Origin of the sequence: Microbacterium flavum, from assembly GCF_018717645.1 — a bacterium.
In the GTDB taxonomy this organism is placed as follows: domain Bacteria; phylum Actinomycetota; class Actinomycetes; order Actinomycetales; family Microbacteriaceae; genus Microbacterium; species Microbacterium flavum.
On record NZ_JAFLHG010000006.1, the window covers coordinates 151,999 to 166,375 of the forward strand.

Here is a 14,377-nt window from a genome sequence, read left to right on the forward strand (position 1 = left end):
TCGGCGGTCGGTCAGCCGTTCGGCGGTTGATAGCCCTGCGGGGGCTGATAGCCCTGCGGGGGCATCGGCGGGTGGTACTGCGACGGCGGGAAAGCTTGGCCCGTCTCCTGCATCGCGAGCTTGATCCCGTTCTTCACCGCGGTGCGCATCAGGAGGTACTGGATCCAGATGCCGAGGGCGATGAGCGCGAGGTAGATCGCGATCATCAGGACGATGAAGCCGATGCCGAAGCCGGCCGCGGGGCCGTAGTCAGGGTTCATGGTCGCAACCTAGCGCGGCCGCTCGGCCGAGCGCCGGTAGGCTGGCGGCGTGCTGCTGAGCGACCGCGACATCCGAGCCGAGATCTCCTCCGGACGGGTGGGTCTCGACCCCTGGGACCCGCAGATGGTCCAGCCCTCGAGCGTCGACGTGCGGCTCGACCGGTACTTCCGGCTGTTCGACAACCACAAGTACCCGTTCATCGACCCCGCCGAGGATCAGCCCGACCTCACGCACCTCATCGAGGTGCGGCCCGACGAGGCGTTCATCCTGCACCCGGGCGAGTTCGTCCTCGGGTCGACGTTCGAGCAGGTGACTCTCCCGGATGACGTCGCCGCGCGCCTCGAGGGCAAGTCCTCGCTCGGCCGGCTGGGTCTGCTGACGCACTCGACCGCAGGGTTCATCGACCCGGGCTTCTCGGGCCACGTGACCCTCGAGCTCTCCAACGTCGCCACCCTGCCGATCAAGCTGTGGCCGGGGATGAAGATCGGGCAGCTCTGCTTCTTCCGGCTCTCCTCGGCGGCGGAGAACCCCTACGGCACGGGGCCGTATCTCAACCGCTACCACGGGCAGCGGGGGCCGACGGCATCCCGATCGTCCCAGAACTTCCACCGCACCGATGTCGGGTCGACGGATGCCGGGGCCCGCGGAGACTGACCCGCCGCCCCACGTCGCGTTCGTCGATGGGCTGCCGGTGCGTCTGTCGAGGCCGTACGATCTGTCGTTCCTCGGGCGGTGGGGCCGCGTCTTCCGCGTGTTCGACGATCAGGATTCGGGCAATCTCTGCGCCGGAGTGGAGCGCGGTGCGGATCGCGTGTTCGTGAAGTTCGCCGGCGCGCCGACCGTGAGGTCTGCGGTCGATCCGGAGCATGCGGTCACCGCCCTGCGCAGCGCGCAGCAGGTGTACGAGGAGCTGCGCGGCCCGAATGTGATCGTGCTGCGAGAGGCCGTCGAATGCGGCGGCGGGTTCGCGCTCGTGTTCGACTGGGTGGACGCCGATCCCCTCGGGCGCCAGTACGGGGAGGCGACCCGCGTGCGCGCTCTGCCGGTCGCCGTCCGATCTGCGGCGGTGCAGAGCATCCTCGACGTGCACGTGCGTGCCGCCGCGCGCGGATGGGTCGCGGTCGACCTGTACGACGGGTCGGTCCTCGTCGACCCGTCGACAGGGGCGGCGACCCTCTGCGACCTCGACTTCTACCGACGGGGTCCCTCCGTCAACGACCGGGGGCGGATGTGGGGGTCCGCACGCTTCATGTCACCGGAGGAATACGAGCGCGGCGCGCGCATCGACGAGGTCACCACGGTGTTCGCCCTCGGCGCGCTGACGCATTCCTTCCTCGGTGACGATGCGGAGAAGGACCGCGGGTCGTGGGCGGGCACCCCTGCGCAGTTCGCCGTGGCCGCCCGGGCGCTGGAGCCGGATCGGTCGCGTCGGTGGCCCTCGGTGGCAGCCCTCGCCGACGGCTGGCGAGAGGCGTCCGCCCGCGTCTGATGCGGCCGCCCGGCGTTGGTGGCGTCCCGTCGCTTCACCTGGCGCGGACGCCGGTGATCACCTGCCTCACCCCCGCCGACACGCCAGCTGGGCGGGGCGGAGTCCACAGAGCGAACCTCCGCGGCCCCTCGGCTACTGTCGGGGGGTGGACACGGAGGCTTGGGATCGGATCGCATCGACCACCGAGCGCACGCTGCGGCAATGGTCGCCGACCGATCCGGATCACGCGCGTCTGCGCGACGATGCGGTGGAGCGGCTGACCGGTCTCGGTGGTGACTTCGTGCGGAAGGGCGGCGCTCCGGAGCACATCACGGCGAGCTGCTTCGTGCTGTCGGGCGATCGTCGGTCGATCCTGCTGGCCCTGCACAAGAAGGCCGGCCGGTGGCTCCAGCTCGGCGGTCACCTCGAGGCGGGCGACGCCGACCCCGCGGCGGCGGCCCTCCGCGAGGCCCGAGAAGAGGGCGGCCTGCCGGGAGTGCGCCTGCTCTCGGCGCGGCCGGTCGACATCGACGCGCACCGGCTCATCGGCTCCTTCGGCGCGTGCCGCACCCACTGGGATCTCGGCTTCCTCGGCGTCGCGTCACAGGCGGAGCCCGTGGTCGTCAGCGATGAGAGCGACGAGGTCGCCTGGTGGCCCCTCGCCGAGCTCCCGCAGACCCAGCCGCACCTCGCGGCGCGGGTCGCGACGGCTGTCCGAGGCATCCCCGCCCGAGGCGGCCCCACTCGCTGACGGCGAACCGGAGCGATCCGGAGCGGGTCGCGCCGGCCCGGGGGGTCAGTGCGCGGTCGTGACCCCGACGAGGTCGTGCACGAGCACGGCTGCGACCCGCGCGCCCTGCCCCGCGGCGACGATGAGCTGCTGCGCACCGGATGCCGCGTCGCCCGCGGAGTACAGCCCCGCGGCCGAGGTGCGACCCGAGCGGTCGGTGACGAGGTGGCCGTCGGCATCGCGATCGACGTCGATGCCGGTCAGGAAGTCGAGCGCGGGCTCCCAGTCGGGGCGCACGAACCCGCCGTCGACCTCGACGCGATCGCCGCCGTCCAGGACGACGGCACGGATCGCGCCGCGCTCTCCCGCGAGATCGGCGATCGGCCGACGCTCGACCGCGATGCCGCGGGCGGCGAGCTCGGCCTCGTCGGCGGCGTCCACGACGGGCGCGGCATTCGTGAACACCGTGAGGTGCTCGCTCCACCGCGCGATCAGGCGCGCACGCTCGGCGAGATCGGGGGTCTCGCCGATGAGCGCGAGGCGCTGCCCCTGCAGCTCCCACGCATCGCAGGCGGCGCAGCTGAACAGCGACATCCCGTAGAACGAGCGGATGCCGGGGACGTCGGGAAGGGTCTCGTGCAGACCCGTCGCGACGATCACGGTTCGTGTGCGCACGAGAGGGGTGGTCTTGGCGGAGCGCCCGGCCAGGAAGATCTCGAAGCGTATGCCGTCAGCGGCATCCGTGGCCCGCACCTCGGTGACGGTCGTTCGGTCGAGGACGCGGACGTCGGGGTACCCCGCCAGCTCGAGATGCGCGAGCTTGCGCAGCTCGATCGGGGGGATGCCGTCGCGCGTGAGGAACCCGTGCGAGCGGAGGGTCGCCGCGTTACGGGGGCGGCCCGCGTCCACGACGATGACCGACGCCCGGGCGCGTCCGAGGTTGAGCGCCGCGGAAAGGCCCGCCGGACCGCCGCCGATCACCACGACGTCCACGAGCGGCGCGGGCGCCGGAGCGCCGCCCGGCGCGCGGGCGTCGCCGCGGACGGCGGTCACGACCCGATCAGCGCGCCCGCGCGCGACACCTCGACCTGCTCGTCGCGCGGCACGACCTTCACCCGCTCGCGCGCGTGGACGTGCCCCGCGCCGAGCGCGCGCTCGTGCGCGTCGAGCGCCAGCCAGCCCGACCACGTCGTGTACGGCACCTCGCGAGCGGCGAGGACCTCCAGCACATCGCCCGTCTCGACCGGCGCGGTCAGCGCGCCCGCCTGCGCGTCGGCGACGAGGTGGGCGATCGTCTCCATGGCATCCGACTTCGTGTGCCCGATGAGCCCCACCGGGCCGCGCTTGATCCACCCGGTCGCGTACAGACCGGGCGCGGGCGCATCGCCCGCGAGGACCCGGCCCTCGGCGTTCGGGATCACGCCGCGGCGCTCGTCGAACGGCACCCCCACGACCGGGGTGCCGTAGTACCCGACCGCGCGGTACACGGCCTGCACGGGGATGTCACGGAGCTCGCCCGTGCCGCGCACCGCACCGTCCTCCGACTGCGCCGTGCGCTCGAACCGGACGGCCTCCACCCGCTCGTCGCCGAGAACCGCGACGGGCGCGTGAAAGAAGTGCAGATGCAGGCGCCGCGCGCGCTCGCCGTGGGTGCGGGACGCCTCCGCGTCGCGTGTGCGCCATGCGTCGAAGGTGCGGCGGATGACCTTCAGCTGGTTGGTGCCGGGGGCTCCGGCGGCGACCGCGGCATCCAGCGCGGCGAAGTCCTCCTCGGCCAGCACGATGTCGACCCCGGGCACCTCGCCGAGCTCACGCAGCTCGATCGGCGTGAACTTCACGTCCAGCGGGCCGCGGCGACCGAACACGTGCACGTCGGTGACGGCGGATGACTCGAGCCCTGCGAGCACCGTGTCGGCGACCTCGGTCGAGCGGAGGTCCTCGGGGTGCTTCGCCAGGATGCGGGCGATGTCGAGCGCGACGTTGCCGTTGCCGATCACCGCGATCTCGCGCGCGTCGAGCGGCCATTCCCGCGGCACGTCGGGGTGCCCGTCGAACCAGGCGACGAAGTCGGCCGCGCCGTACGAGCCGGCGAGGTCGATGCCGGGGATCTCGAGCGCCGCGTCGCGGATCGCGCCGGTCGCGAGGATCACGGCGTCGTAGCGCTCCTGCAGCTCGTCGAGCGCGATGTCGCGCCCCACCTCGACGTTGCCGATGAAGCGGATCGAGCCCGCGTCGAGCATCTCGTGCAGCGAGTTCACGATGCCCTTGATGCGGGGGTGGTCGGGCGCGACCCCGTAGCGGATGAGGCCGTACGGAGCGGGAAGCGACTCGAAGAGGTCGATCGCGACGGTGCCGCCGAGGCTCTCGACGGCGCTCTGCAGGATGTTGCCCGCGTAGATGCCGGCGGGCCCGGCGCCGATGATGGCGACGCGGAGTCCGTCGACCCGCTCAGGGGTCGGGGCGGACTCGTGGATCGTGGAGGTCATGCGGGGGCCTTTCGAAGGAGGGGGTCGGCCGGCTGGAGGGGGCTGACGGACTGAGCGGCGGTGAGGCTGTCGGGAGCGTACGGGCTGAGGGCGACGACATCGCCGACGACGACGACGGCCGGCGAGCGGACGCCGCGCGCCGCCGCCTGGTGGGCGATCGTCGCGAGCGTGCCGATGGTCACCCGCTGACCGGGGCCGTAGCCGTCCTCGACGATCGCGACGGGGCAGTCGGCGCCGCGACCGCTGCGGCCGTCGGCGCCCGCGGCGAGCACGTGCGCCGCATGGGCGAGCGTCCCGACGCCCATGAGCAGCACGACCGTGTGGTCGCGCCCCCCGCCGATGCCGGGGATCTGATCGTGCGCGGTGACGACCGTGAAGGCCGTCGCGATGCCGCGATGCGTCAGCGGGATGCCCGCCACCGCCGGCACCGACACCGCGCTCGTGACCCCGGAGACCACCTCGACGTCGACCCCGTGGGCGCGGCAGTGGGCGAGCTCCTCGAGCCCCCGGCCGAACACGTACGGGTCGCCGCCTTTGAGGCGCACGACGTGGCGCCCCTCCCGCGCGAGCTGGACGAGGAGGGCGTTGATGGCATCCTGCGGCACGGCGTGGTGTCCGGGCGTCTTGCCGACGTCGACGACCTCCGCGCGGAGCTGCACACCGTCGGCGGCGAGCCCGTCGAGGACGGCGCGCGCGCCGAGACGGTCGGCGACGATCACGTCGGCGCGCTCGAGCGCGCGCAGGCCGCGCAGGGTCAGCAGGCCCGGGTCTCCCGGCCCCGCTCCGACGAGGGTCACCGAGCCGAGGCCCGGCCCGGCCGCGGCGCCGGTCATGCCGTCGCTCCCTGCAGGAGGCCCCGATTGCGGAGCATCCGCCGCTCGAGCGGCGCGAAGACGACGAGTTCGACGAGGATGCCGATGGTGAGGATCGCGAGGATCGTCGCCAGCACGCCGGCGAGGTCCGCCAGCTGTCGGCTCTGGTCGAGCATGGCGCCCAGACCGAAGCCGATCGACCCGCCGGTCGCGATGATCTCGGCGGCCATGAGCGAGCGCCAGGAGAACGCCCAGCCCTGCTTGAGGCCGGCGACGTACCCCGGGAGGGCCGCGGGGAGGACGATCAGCAGCGGCTGCGTGAGGCGCGTGGTGCCGAGCACGGTGCCGACGCGCCGCAACTGCGGAGGCACCTGCGAGACCCCCGCGATCAGGCCGTTGACGATCGAGGGGATGGCCCCCATGAGGATGACGAAGTAGACGGTGGCGTCCGAGAGCCCGAACCACAGGATCGCGGCGGGCACCCAGGCCACCGACGGCAGCACCTGCAGGCCCGAGACGATCGGGCCCACGGCGCGGCGGATCGGTCGGACCTCCGCGAGCAGCAGCCCGATCGGCGTGCCCACGACGATCGCGATGAGGAAGCCGAGGACGCCCCGTTCGAGGCTCGTCGCGACGGCGAGCTGCATCCGGCCCGATTCGAGCGCGTCGCCGAACGCGCCGAGGACGTCCAGCGGTGCGGGGACGATGTCGGGCCGCGGCTGCGCGATCACGATGTAGAGCTGCCAGGCGGCGATGAGAAGCGCGACGAAGATGAGCGGCGGGATGACGCCGGAGAAGAAGCTGCGCCACGCCCCGGCGTCGCGGCCCGCGGCGGTCTGCAGGCGGTCGAGGCCGGCGAGGGTGCGTGCCTCCTCGGCGGAGGGCGCGGCATCCGAGCGGTCGAGGACAGGGGTGTCATGCGGCATTGCGGCGGATCTCCTTCCGGAGCTGCTCGGTGATCTCCGCGGCGAGGCTCGACACCTCGGGCGACTCGGTGCGGCGCCCGCGGGTGGCGGATGCCGGTGCCACTCGCCACTCGCGGGCGATGCGGCCGGGTCGGCTGGAGAGGAGCACGACCCGCTGGCCGAGGCGCACCGCCTCGCGCACGTTGTGCGTGACGAAGACGATCGTGCGGCCCGTCGCCCGCCACACCCGCTCGAGCTCTTCGTGGAGAAGGTCGCGGGTGATCGCATCGAGGGCGGCGAACGGCTCGTCCATGAGCAGGACCGGGCGGTCCTGCGCGAGGGCGCGCGCGAGCGCGACGCGCTGGCGCATGCCGCCGGAGAGCTCGTGCGGGCGCTTGTCCGCGGCATCCGCCAGGTTGACGATGTCGAGGAGCTCCCGCGCCCGCGTCCGCCGCTCTCCGCGCGGCACGCCGCGCAGCCGCAGCGCGAGTTCGACGTTGCGGGATGCGGTGAGCCACGGCATGAGCGCCGACTCCTGGAACATGACGGCCGATCCCGCCGCCGGGGTCTCGATCGTGCCGGAGCTCTGCCGATCGAGACCCGCGACGAGGTTCAGCAGGGTCGACTTCCCGCACCCGGACGCCCCGACGAGGCAGACGAACTCGCCCGCCCGGATGTCCAGCGTGACGCCGTCGAGGACGAGCGGACCGGTGCCGAACCGCTTGCCGACGCCGTCCAGCCGCACGATCGCGGGCGCCTCGGAGGGCGCGACGGAGGGCGGTGCGGCGAGGTCGAAGCTCGGGAGGAGCCCGGCGGATGCCACGGCCGGTGTCGCCGACGCGGGCGCGCCGGCCCCTGGCTGAGTGCGGGAACGGGGCATGTCAGTCCTCGCCGAGACCGTCGGCCGAGACGGTCTCCTGGCCGTCCGCGCCGAGGAGGCCGTTGAGGATGCGCAGGTCGAAGAGGCCGTCGATGGAGCCCTTCTTCTGCGTGCCCGCGGCGAGCCCGTTGTCGACCAGCTGCTGGAAGGTCTCGGCGTGCGGGTTCGCGGAGAACGTCACGTGCTCGAGCGCGCGCGCGAGCACCGCGTCGCTGAGCCCCTTGCCCGCGTCGGCCGTGAGCTTCTTGTTGATCTCCGCCCCGACCGTGTCGGGGTTGTCCCCGATCCAGGCGATCGCGTCGAGGTTGCCCTTCACGAGCGCCTCGACGGTCTGGGGGTGCTCCTCGAGGAAGTCCTTGCGCACGAGGAGGACGGTCGTGGGGAATGCCCCGTCCTTCCAGAGGTCCGCCTCGTCGACGAGCACCTTCGCGCCCGCGTCGACGACGAGCCGCGACACCCACGGTTCGGGCAGCCATGCCCCGTCGAGCTGACCCTGCTGGAACAGCGTGAGCGTCTGCGCGTTCTCGGTCGGGGTGACGTGGACGTCGCCGCCGCCCGTGGTGTCGGTCGAGTAGCCCTCGTCCTTCAGCCAGCTGCGGAGCGCGACATCCTGCGTGTTGCCCAGCTGTGGGGAGGCGAGCGTCGCGCCGGCGAGGTCCGCGGGAGAGCTGATCCCGTCGCGGACGACGAGCGCCGCGCCGCCGGTCGCGACACCCGCGACGATCCGTGCCGACGCGCCCTGGGACTGGATGAACGTGTTGATCGACGGGTTCGGCCCGATGAAGGTCGCGTCGATCGCACCGGCGGAGAGGGCCTCGATCGCCGCGGGGCCGGCGTTGAAGACCTGCGTCGTGAGCGTCGTGTCGCCGAGCTCCTTCTCGAACAGGCCCTCCTGCAGCCCGATGAGGGCCGGCGCGTGGGTGACGTTCGCGAAATAGCCCAGGCGGAGCTCGGTCGCGGGCGTGCCCGCGCCGGTCGCGGCGGGGGAGGCGCCGGCGTCGGCGGATGCCTGCGAGGCGCAGCCGGTGAGGGCCATCATCCCGGCGACAGCCAGTGCGGTGAGTGTGAGGATTCGGGTGTTCTTCATCGGTTCGCCTCCTTCTGCGAATGAGTGGGGTCGTGCGGTGGTGCGGGTCGTGCGGATGCCCCGGCGTCAGGCCGGGACGGTGCCGGCGGCGAGGGTGGCGCCGTCGAGCGGGTGGATGACGAGGAACGAGCCGCTCGCGCGGTTCGTCTCGTACGGTTCGAGGGGGAGATCGGCGGCCAGCCGCAGCGTCGCACGACCGATGTCGTTGACCGCGAGCTGATGTGCCGGCTCGTGCGCGAGCGTGTCGAGGTCGCGTCGCGAGACGATGCCCGCGATGAGCGCCTGCACCGTCGCGGTGCCGTGCTTCACGAGCACCTTGGCGCCCGGCAGGAGCGGCCGCGCGTCGAGCTGGAAGAGCTCCGCCTCGACGATCCGGGTGGGTGCGGGGAGCGTTCCCGCCGCGGCGATGACGGCGCCGCGCGCGGCATCCACCTCGTCGCTGAGCTGGATCGCGACGGACTGCGACGCGACCGCCTCCTCGGCGGGCGACCCGGCGACGTCGATCGCGGTGACCGTCGTCTCGACGCCCGAGGGGAACACGCTCACGCGGTCGCCGACGCGGACCGTGCCCGAGGCGACGCGCCCAGCGAACGCGCGGTGGTCGCGGTAGCGCTCGGCGGCATCGGGATCGGCGGCGAGGTGCGGCGCGAGACCGCCCTGCGGGCGCAGGACGAGCTGGACCGGAAGGCGGAACGGGTCGGCCGCGCTCTCCCGCTCGTCGATGGAGGGCAGCGACTCGAGGAGCTCGAGGAGCGCGGGACCGTCGTACCAGGGGGTCCGCTCCGACCGGTCGACGATGTTGTCGCCCTCGAGGGCGGAGACCGGGAGCACATGCACCTCCAGGATGCCGAGCTCCGCCGCGACGCGGCGCACGTCCTCCGCGACCGGGTGGAAGCGATCCTCCGCGAAGTCCAGGAGGTCGATCTTGTTCACCGCGACGATGACATGCGGCACCCGGAGGAGCGCGACGACGGCGAGGTGCCGGCGGGTCTGCTCGAGGACGCCCTTGCGGGCATCGATCAGGACGATCACGGCGTCCGCCGTCGTCGCGCCGGTGACCATGTTGCGCGTGTACTGCACGTGACCCGGGCAGTCGGCGAGGACGAACGAGCGCGCACCCGTCGAGAAGTAGCGGTAGGCGACGTCGATCGTGATGCCCTGCTCGCGCTCGGCGCGGAGGCCGTCGGTCAGAAGCGCGAAGTCGAACGCGCCGTGCGCGAATCCCCGCTCGGCGGAGGTGCGCTGCACCTGCTCGAGCTGGTCGGCCAGGATCGCCTTCGAGTCGTGCAGGAGTCGCCCGACGAGCGTGGACTTGCCGTCATCGACCGAGCCGGCGGTGGCGAAGCGGAACAGCGTGGCGGTGTCTTCCGAGGTGGGAATGGTCGTGGTCATCAGAAGTACCCGTCCTTCTTGCGGTCTTCCATCGCCGCCTCCGAGAGGCGGTCGTCGGCGCGCGTGGCGCCGCGCTCGGTGAGGGTCGTGCGGGCGACCTCGGCGACGATGGAGGCCACGTCCGCGGCATCCGATTCGACCGCTCCGGTGCAGCTCATGTCGCCGACCGTCCGGTAGCGGACGGTGCGTCGGACGACATCCTCCTCCGCGCGGGCAGGGGATGCCTCGCCCACTGCCCGCCACATGCCGTCGCGGGAATACACGTCGCGCTCATGCGCGAAGTAGAGCGGCGGCAGCGCGATGCCCTCGCGCTCGATGTAGCGCCAGATGTCGAGTTCGGTCCAGTTCGAGATCGGGAAGGCGCGCACGTGCTGGCCGGGCGTGTGCCTCCCGTTGTACAGCGACCAGAGCTCGGGCCGCTGGTTGCGGGGATCCCACTGTCCGAACTCATCGCGCAGGGAGATGATCCGCTCCTTCGCGCGGGCCTTGTCCTCGTCGCGGCGTGCGCCGCCGAAGACCGCGTCGTGGCGGCCTGCGGCGATGGCATCCAGGAGCGGCTGCGTCTGCAGCGGGTTGCGGGTGCCGTCGGCGCGCTCGTGCAGCCGCCCGTCGTCGAGGTAGTCCTGCACGCGCGCCACATGGAGGGTGAGCCCGAGCCGCGCGACGGTCTCGTCGCGGAACGCGAGCACCTCGGGGAAGTTGTGCCCCGTGTCCACGTGCAGGACGGGGAAGGGGACCCTGCCGGGGAGGAACGCCTTCGTCGCGAGGTGGAGGACGACGACCGAGTCCTTGCCGCCGGAGAACAGCAGCACAGGGCGCTCGAACTCGGCGACGACCTCGCGGATGATGTGGATCGCCTCCGCCTCGAGCGTGTCGAGGGTGCTCAGGCGCGTCGGGGTGGCCAGGTCGGTGCTCATTCGTGCAGCCCGCATTCCGTCTTCGAGGTGCCGGCCCATCGGCCGGATCGGGGATCTTCGCCGGCGGCGACCGGGCGGGTGCAGGGCGCGCATCCGATCGAGGGGTAGCCGAATCCGACGAGGAGGTTGACCGGCGCCTTGTGGTCGGCCGCGTAGCCCAGCACCTCATCGAAGCTCCACGCGGCGAGGGGGTTCACCTTGACGAGCCCGTTGCGCTCATCCCAGGTGACGAGGGGGGTCTGCGTACGGGTCGGCGCCTCGTCGCGGCGCACGCCCGTGAACCACACCTCGTAGCCGCCGAGGGCCTCCTGCAGCGGCTCGACCTTGCGCCGGGCGCAGCACAGCGCGGGGTCGCGCTCGTACAGGCGCTCGCCGAAGGCGGCATCCTGCTCGGCGACCGACTGCGCGGGGAGCACATCGACGATGCGCACGTCCAGCACCCGGTCGACCTCGTCGCGCGTCGCGCGCGTCTCGGTGAAGTGGTAGCCCGTGTCGAGGAAGAGGACGTCGACGCCGGGGAGGTCCGCTGCGACGAGGTGCGGCAGCGTGGCATCCGCCATCGAGCAGGCGACGGCGGCCGCCTCGGGCGCGAAGTGCTCCGCCGCCCAGCGGATGATCTCCTGCGCGGATGCCTCGTGATCCGTCAGGCTGCCGAGGAACGCGTTCCCCTCCTCGGCGAGAGCGCGCAGCTCATCGGCGCTCCGGCGGGTCGTCGCGCGGGGCGCGAGCGAGACGCTCATACGAGCGCCTCCTCGTCGGCGCGGTGCGCCCACTGGGCGAACGTCTCGTCGATCTCGCTGTCGCGATCGGAGAGGAACCGGGTGACGACCCGCTCGACGTAGTCGGCGATGCCGTCCGCGGCGACCTTCAGGCCGCGGACCGTCCGGCCCAGGCCGGCCTCGTCGCGGTCCTGCGAGGCGAGCCCTCCGCCCAGGTGCACCTGGTAGCCGGGCACCTGCTCGCCGTCGATCGTGACGAGCTGGCCCTTCAGCCCGATGTCGGCCGTCTGGATGCGGGCGCAGGAGTTGGGGCATCCGTTCACGTGCAGCGAGATCTGGTGGGGGAGCTCGAACCGGTCGAGCCGCTCCTCGAGGTCGAGGACCGCGGCGGTGGCGTACGCCTTCGTCTCGACGATCGCGAGCTTGCAGAACTCGATGCCCGTGCACGCGATCGTGCCGCGGCGGATGAGGCTCGGACGCACCGAGAGCCCGAGGTCGTCGAGGCCCGCGACGAGGGAGGGCACCCGGTCCTCCGGGATGTCGAGGATCACGAGCTTCTGGTGCGGTGTCGTCCGCAGCCGGGCCGAGCCGTGCGCTTCGATGAGGTCGGCGAGCTTCTCGAGGGTCGGACCGGAGACCCGTCCGACGATCGGCGTGACACCGACGTGGAAGCGCCCGTCCTTCTGGCGGTGGATGCCGATGTGGTCTCCCGGCGTCTCCGGCTTCGGGGCCGCGGGGCCGTCGGGCAGGGCATGACCGAGGTACTCGTCCTGCAGCACCTGTCGGAACCTCTCGGTGCCCCACTCGGCGAGCAGGAACTTCAGCCGTGCCTTGTTCCGCAGGCGGCGGTACCCGTAGTCGCGGAAGATCTGGGCGACGCCGTGCCACACGTCGGCGACGCGCTCGGGCGCGACGAACACGCCGAGGCGCTCGCCGAGGCGCGGCGCGGTCGACAGGCCGCCGCCCACCCAGAGGTCGTATCCGATGCCGAGCTCGGGATGGTGCACCGCGACGAAGGCGACGTCATTGATCTCGTGCACGACATCCTGGCTCGGATGCCCGGTGATCGCCGACTTGAACTTGCGGGGCAGGTTCGACAGCGTCGGATCGCCGATGAAGCGGGACTGGATCTCCTCGATCTGCGGCGTCGGGTCGATGAGCTCGGCGGCCGAGATGCCCGCGACGGGCGAGCCGAGGATGACGCGCGGCACGTCGCCGCATGCTTCGGTGGTGCCGAGTCCGACGGCCTCGAGGCGGCGCCAGATCTCGGGCATCGACTCGACCTCGATCCAGTGCAGCTGGATGTTCTGGCGATCGGTGAGGTCGGCGGTCCCGCGGCCGAAGTCCTGCGAGATCCCCGCGATCACGCGCAGCTGCTCGGTCGTGAGCTGACCGCCGTCGATGCGCACGCGGAGCATGAAGTACTCGTCCTCGAGCTCGTGCGGCTCGAGCGTCGCCGTGCGTCCCCCGTCGATGCCGGGCTTGCGCTGGGTGTAGAGACCCCACACGCGGAACCGGCCGTGGAGGTCGGTCGGATCGATCGACGCGAAGCCGCCCTTCGCGTAGATGTTCTCGATGCGGCCGCGGACGGCGAGGCCGTCGTCGACCTGCTTCCACTCCTCGTTGGCGTTCAGCGGGGCGGTGCCGTCGATCTTCCACTGGCCGTTCGGCTTCGATGCCGGGCGAGGGGGGCGCGACGCATCGCGGGTGGGGCGCGTCGCGGCATCCCGCATGTCCCGCGCGGTCGCGCGCGCGGCGGCGTCGCCCGGTTCGCGGGTCTCGGTCTCGCTGGTGGTCATGGCGTTCCTCTTCGTGCGCTCTGCGTGCGCGGGTCGGCTCGACCCTTTCAGGAGGGTAGGAACACGGGGGCGCCGCTGTCGCGGTGTGCGACACGGTGCGTCACCGGCCGTCACACGGCGTCACACTCCGGCGGCGGGGCCTTCGATGTGCCTCTGTGCACCGGCGCTCGCCGTGCGATGGGGGTCGGCGGCGAGGAAGCGGTCGACGACGAGGTCGACGAGCGCGGCGGCCGGCGCATCGGCATCCAGCAGGGGCCGCGCGACGATCGCTCCGGGAGCCTCGCGGACGGCGAGGTCGTGGAAGTAGCCCGGAGCGAGCAGATACGTCGCAACCGCGACCGGGCGTGCGGTGCGGCTCTGCGCCGCTGTGACGGCGTCGCGCAGGCGCGGGTGGGCGGCCGCGAGGAAGCCGACCTCGACCGGCCGGGCGATCCGCTCCGCCAGCAGGCGTGCGACGACGCGGCAGTCCTCGTTCGCCCGTTCGTCGCTCGAGCCCGCGACCGCCAGGACGACGGCGTCGTCGGGCGCGGATGACGCGGCATCCCACCCCGCCTCCTGCAGGCGCTGCACCAGGACGTCCACGAGGCGCGGGTCCGGGCCGAGGGCCGGCGCGACGCGCACGTCGGGGCGATCGCGGGTGGCGCGGCGCAGGTCGACGTGCACGTGGTAGCCGGCCGACAGGAGAAGCGGAACGAGGGCGACCGGCGCCGCGTGAAGGTGCGCGAGGGCAGTGGCGACGTCGGGCTGCTGCACATCGACGTGGCCGAGGCGGACGACGACATCCGGAAGCCGCGCCGCCACGGCGCCGACGAGGGTGGCGACGGCGTGTTGGCCGGCCTGATCGCCGGTGCCGTGCGAGATCGCGAGGAGGGCCGTCACCCGGCCATTCTCACCGGTGGCAGGCCGTTGCGGCAGTCGTCG

General features: G+C 72.6%; 15 protein-coding genes. 3 read left to right on the forward strand and 12 right to left on the reverse strand.

The window, feature by feature from the left end; all coding sequences use genetic code 11:
• Positions 1 to 11 precede the first annotated feature (11 nt).
• Complete coding sequence (locus J0P97_RS08260) at positions 12 to 260, reverse strand: hypothetical protein (protein WP_215487296.1); 249 nt, start codon at positions 258 to 260, stop codon at positions 12 to 14.
• Positions 261 to 309: 49 nt separating this feature from the next.
• Between J0P97_RS08260 and dcd the strand changes: the two genes are divergently transcribed.
• The 3 genes from dcd (at position 310) to J0P97_RS15585 (ending at position 2,480) form a co-directional block, all read left to right on the forward strand.
• Positions 310 to 915 carry a dCTP deaminase gene (dcd, locus tag J0P97_RS08265; protein WP_215487297.1) on the forward strand — a complete coding sequence of 202 codons (606 nt, stop codon included), beginning with the start codon at positions 310 to 312 and terminating at the stop codon, positions 913 to 915.
• The gene (locus tag J0P97_RS15580; RefSeq protein WP_246540042.1) at positions 893 to 1,750 is read left to right on the forward strand and encodes a serine/threonine-protein kinase; all 858 of its coding nucleotides are present in this window, start codon (positions 893 to 895) and stop codon (positions 1,748 to 1,750) included. The genes dcd and J0P97_RS15580 overlap by 23 nt, the downstream gene beginning before the upstream one ends.
• Before the next feature lie 145 nt (positions 1,751 to 1,895).
• On the forward strand, positions 1,896 to 2,480 hold the full coding sequence (locus J0P97_RS15585) for an NUDIX domain-containing protein (protein WP_308163517.1): 585 nt from the start codon (positions 1,896 to 1,898) through the stop codon (positions 2,478 to 2,480).
• Positions 2,481 to 2,525: 45 nt separating this feature from the next.
• Here the strand turns inward: J0P97_RS15585 and J0P97_RS08275 are convergent, their stop codons facing one another.
• The 11 genes from J0P97_RS08275 to J0P97_RS08325 form a co-directional block, all read right to left on the reverse strand.
• On the reverse strand, positions 2,526 to 3,512 hold the full coding sequence (locus J0P97_RS08275) for an NAD(P)/FAD-dependent oxidoreductase (protein WP_308163518.1): 987 nt from the start codon (positions 3,510 to 3,512) through the stop codon (positions 2,526 to 2,528).
• Complete coding sequence (locus J0P97_RS08280) at positions 3,509 to 4,945, reverse strand: FAD-dependent oxidoreductase (RefSeq protein ID WP_215487299.1); 1,437 nt, start codon at positions 4,943 to 4,945, stop codon at positions 3,509 to 3,511. The genes J0P97_RS08275 and J0P97_RS08280 overlap by 4 nt, the downstream gene beginning before the upstream one ends.
• A complete protein-coding gene (gene cobA, locus J0P97_RS08285) occupies positions 4,942 to 5,778 on the reverse strand; it encodes a uroporphyrinogen-III C-methyltransferase (RefSeq protein ID WP_215487300.1) in 837 nt (278 codons plus the stop codon). The genes J0P97_RS08280 and cobA overlap by 4 nt, the downstream gene beginning before the upstream one ends.
• On the reverse strand, positions 5,775 to 6,683 hold the full coding sequence (locus tag J0P97_RS08290; RefSeq protein ID WP_215487301.1) for an ABC transporter permease: 909 nt from the start codon (positions 6,681 to 6,683) through the stop codon (positions 5,775 to 5,777). The genes cobA and J0P97_RS08290 overlap by 4 nt, the downstream gene beginning before the upstream one ends.
• The gene (locus J0P97_RS08295; RefSeq protein WP_215487302.1) at positions 6,673 to 7,542 is read right to left on the reverse strand and encodes an ABC transporter ATP-binding protein; all 870 of its coding nucleotides are present in this window, start codon (positions 7,540 to 7,542) and stop codon (positions 6,673 to 6,675) included. Before J0P97_RS08295 ends, J0P97_RS08290 begins: the two co-directional genes overlap by 11 nt.
• A gap of 1 nt (position 7,543) precedes the next feature.
• The gene (locus tag J0P97_RS08300) at positions 7,544 to 8,629 is read right to left on the reverse strand and encodes an ABC transporter substrate-binding protein (protein ID WP_215487303.1); all 1,086 of its coding nucleotides are present in this window, start codon (positions 8,627 to 8,629) and stop codon (positions 7,544 to 7,546) included.
• 66 nt (positions 8,630 to 8,695) lie between these two features.
• The gene (locus J0P97_RS08305) at positions 8,696 to 10,024 is read right to left on the reverse strand and encodes a sulfate adenylyltransferase subunit 1 (protein ID WP_372449692.1); all 1,329 of its coding nucleotides are present in this window, start codon (positions 10,022 to 10,024) and stop codon (positions 8,696 to 8,698) included.
• A complete protein-coding gene (gene cysD, locus J0P97_RS08310; RefSeq protein WP_215487305.1) occupies positions 10,021 to 10,938 on the reverse strand; it encodes a sulfate adenylyltransferase subunit CysD in 918 nt (305 codons plus the stop codon). Before cysD ends, J0P97_RS08305 begins: the two co-directional genes overlap by 4 nt.
• On the reverse strand, positions 10,935 to 11,678 hold the full coding sequence (locus tag J0P97_RS08315; protein ID WP_215487306.1) for a phosphoadenylyl-sulfate reductase: 744 nt from the start codon (positions 11,676 to 11,678) through the stop codon (positions 10,935 to 10,937). The genes cysD and J0P97_RS08315 overlap by 4 nt, the downstream gene beginning before the upstream one ends.
• Complete coding sequence (locus tag J0P97_RS08320) at positions 11,675 to 13,390, reverse strand: nitrite/sulfite reductase (protein ID WP_215487366.1); 1,716 nt, start codon at positions 13,388 to 13,390, stop codon at positions 11,675 to 11,677. Before J0P97_RS08320 ends, J0P97_RS08315 begins: the two co-directional genes overlap by 4 nt.
• A 186-nt stretch (positions 13,391 to 13,576) precedes the next feature.
• Positions 13,577 to 14,335 (reverse strand): sirohydrochlorin chelatase, encoded by a 759-nt coding sequence (locus J0P97_RS08325; protein ID WP_282838184.1) that lies wholly within the window; start codon positions 14,333 to 14,335, stop codon positions 13,577 to 13,579.
• Between the last annotated feature and the right edge of the window lie 42 nt (positions 14,336 to 14,377).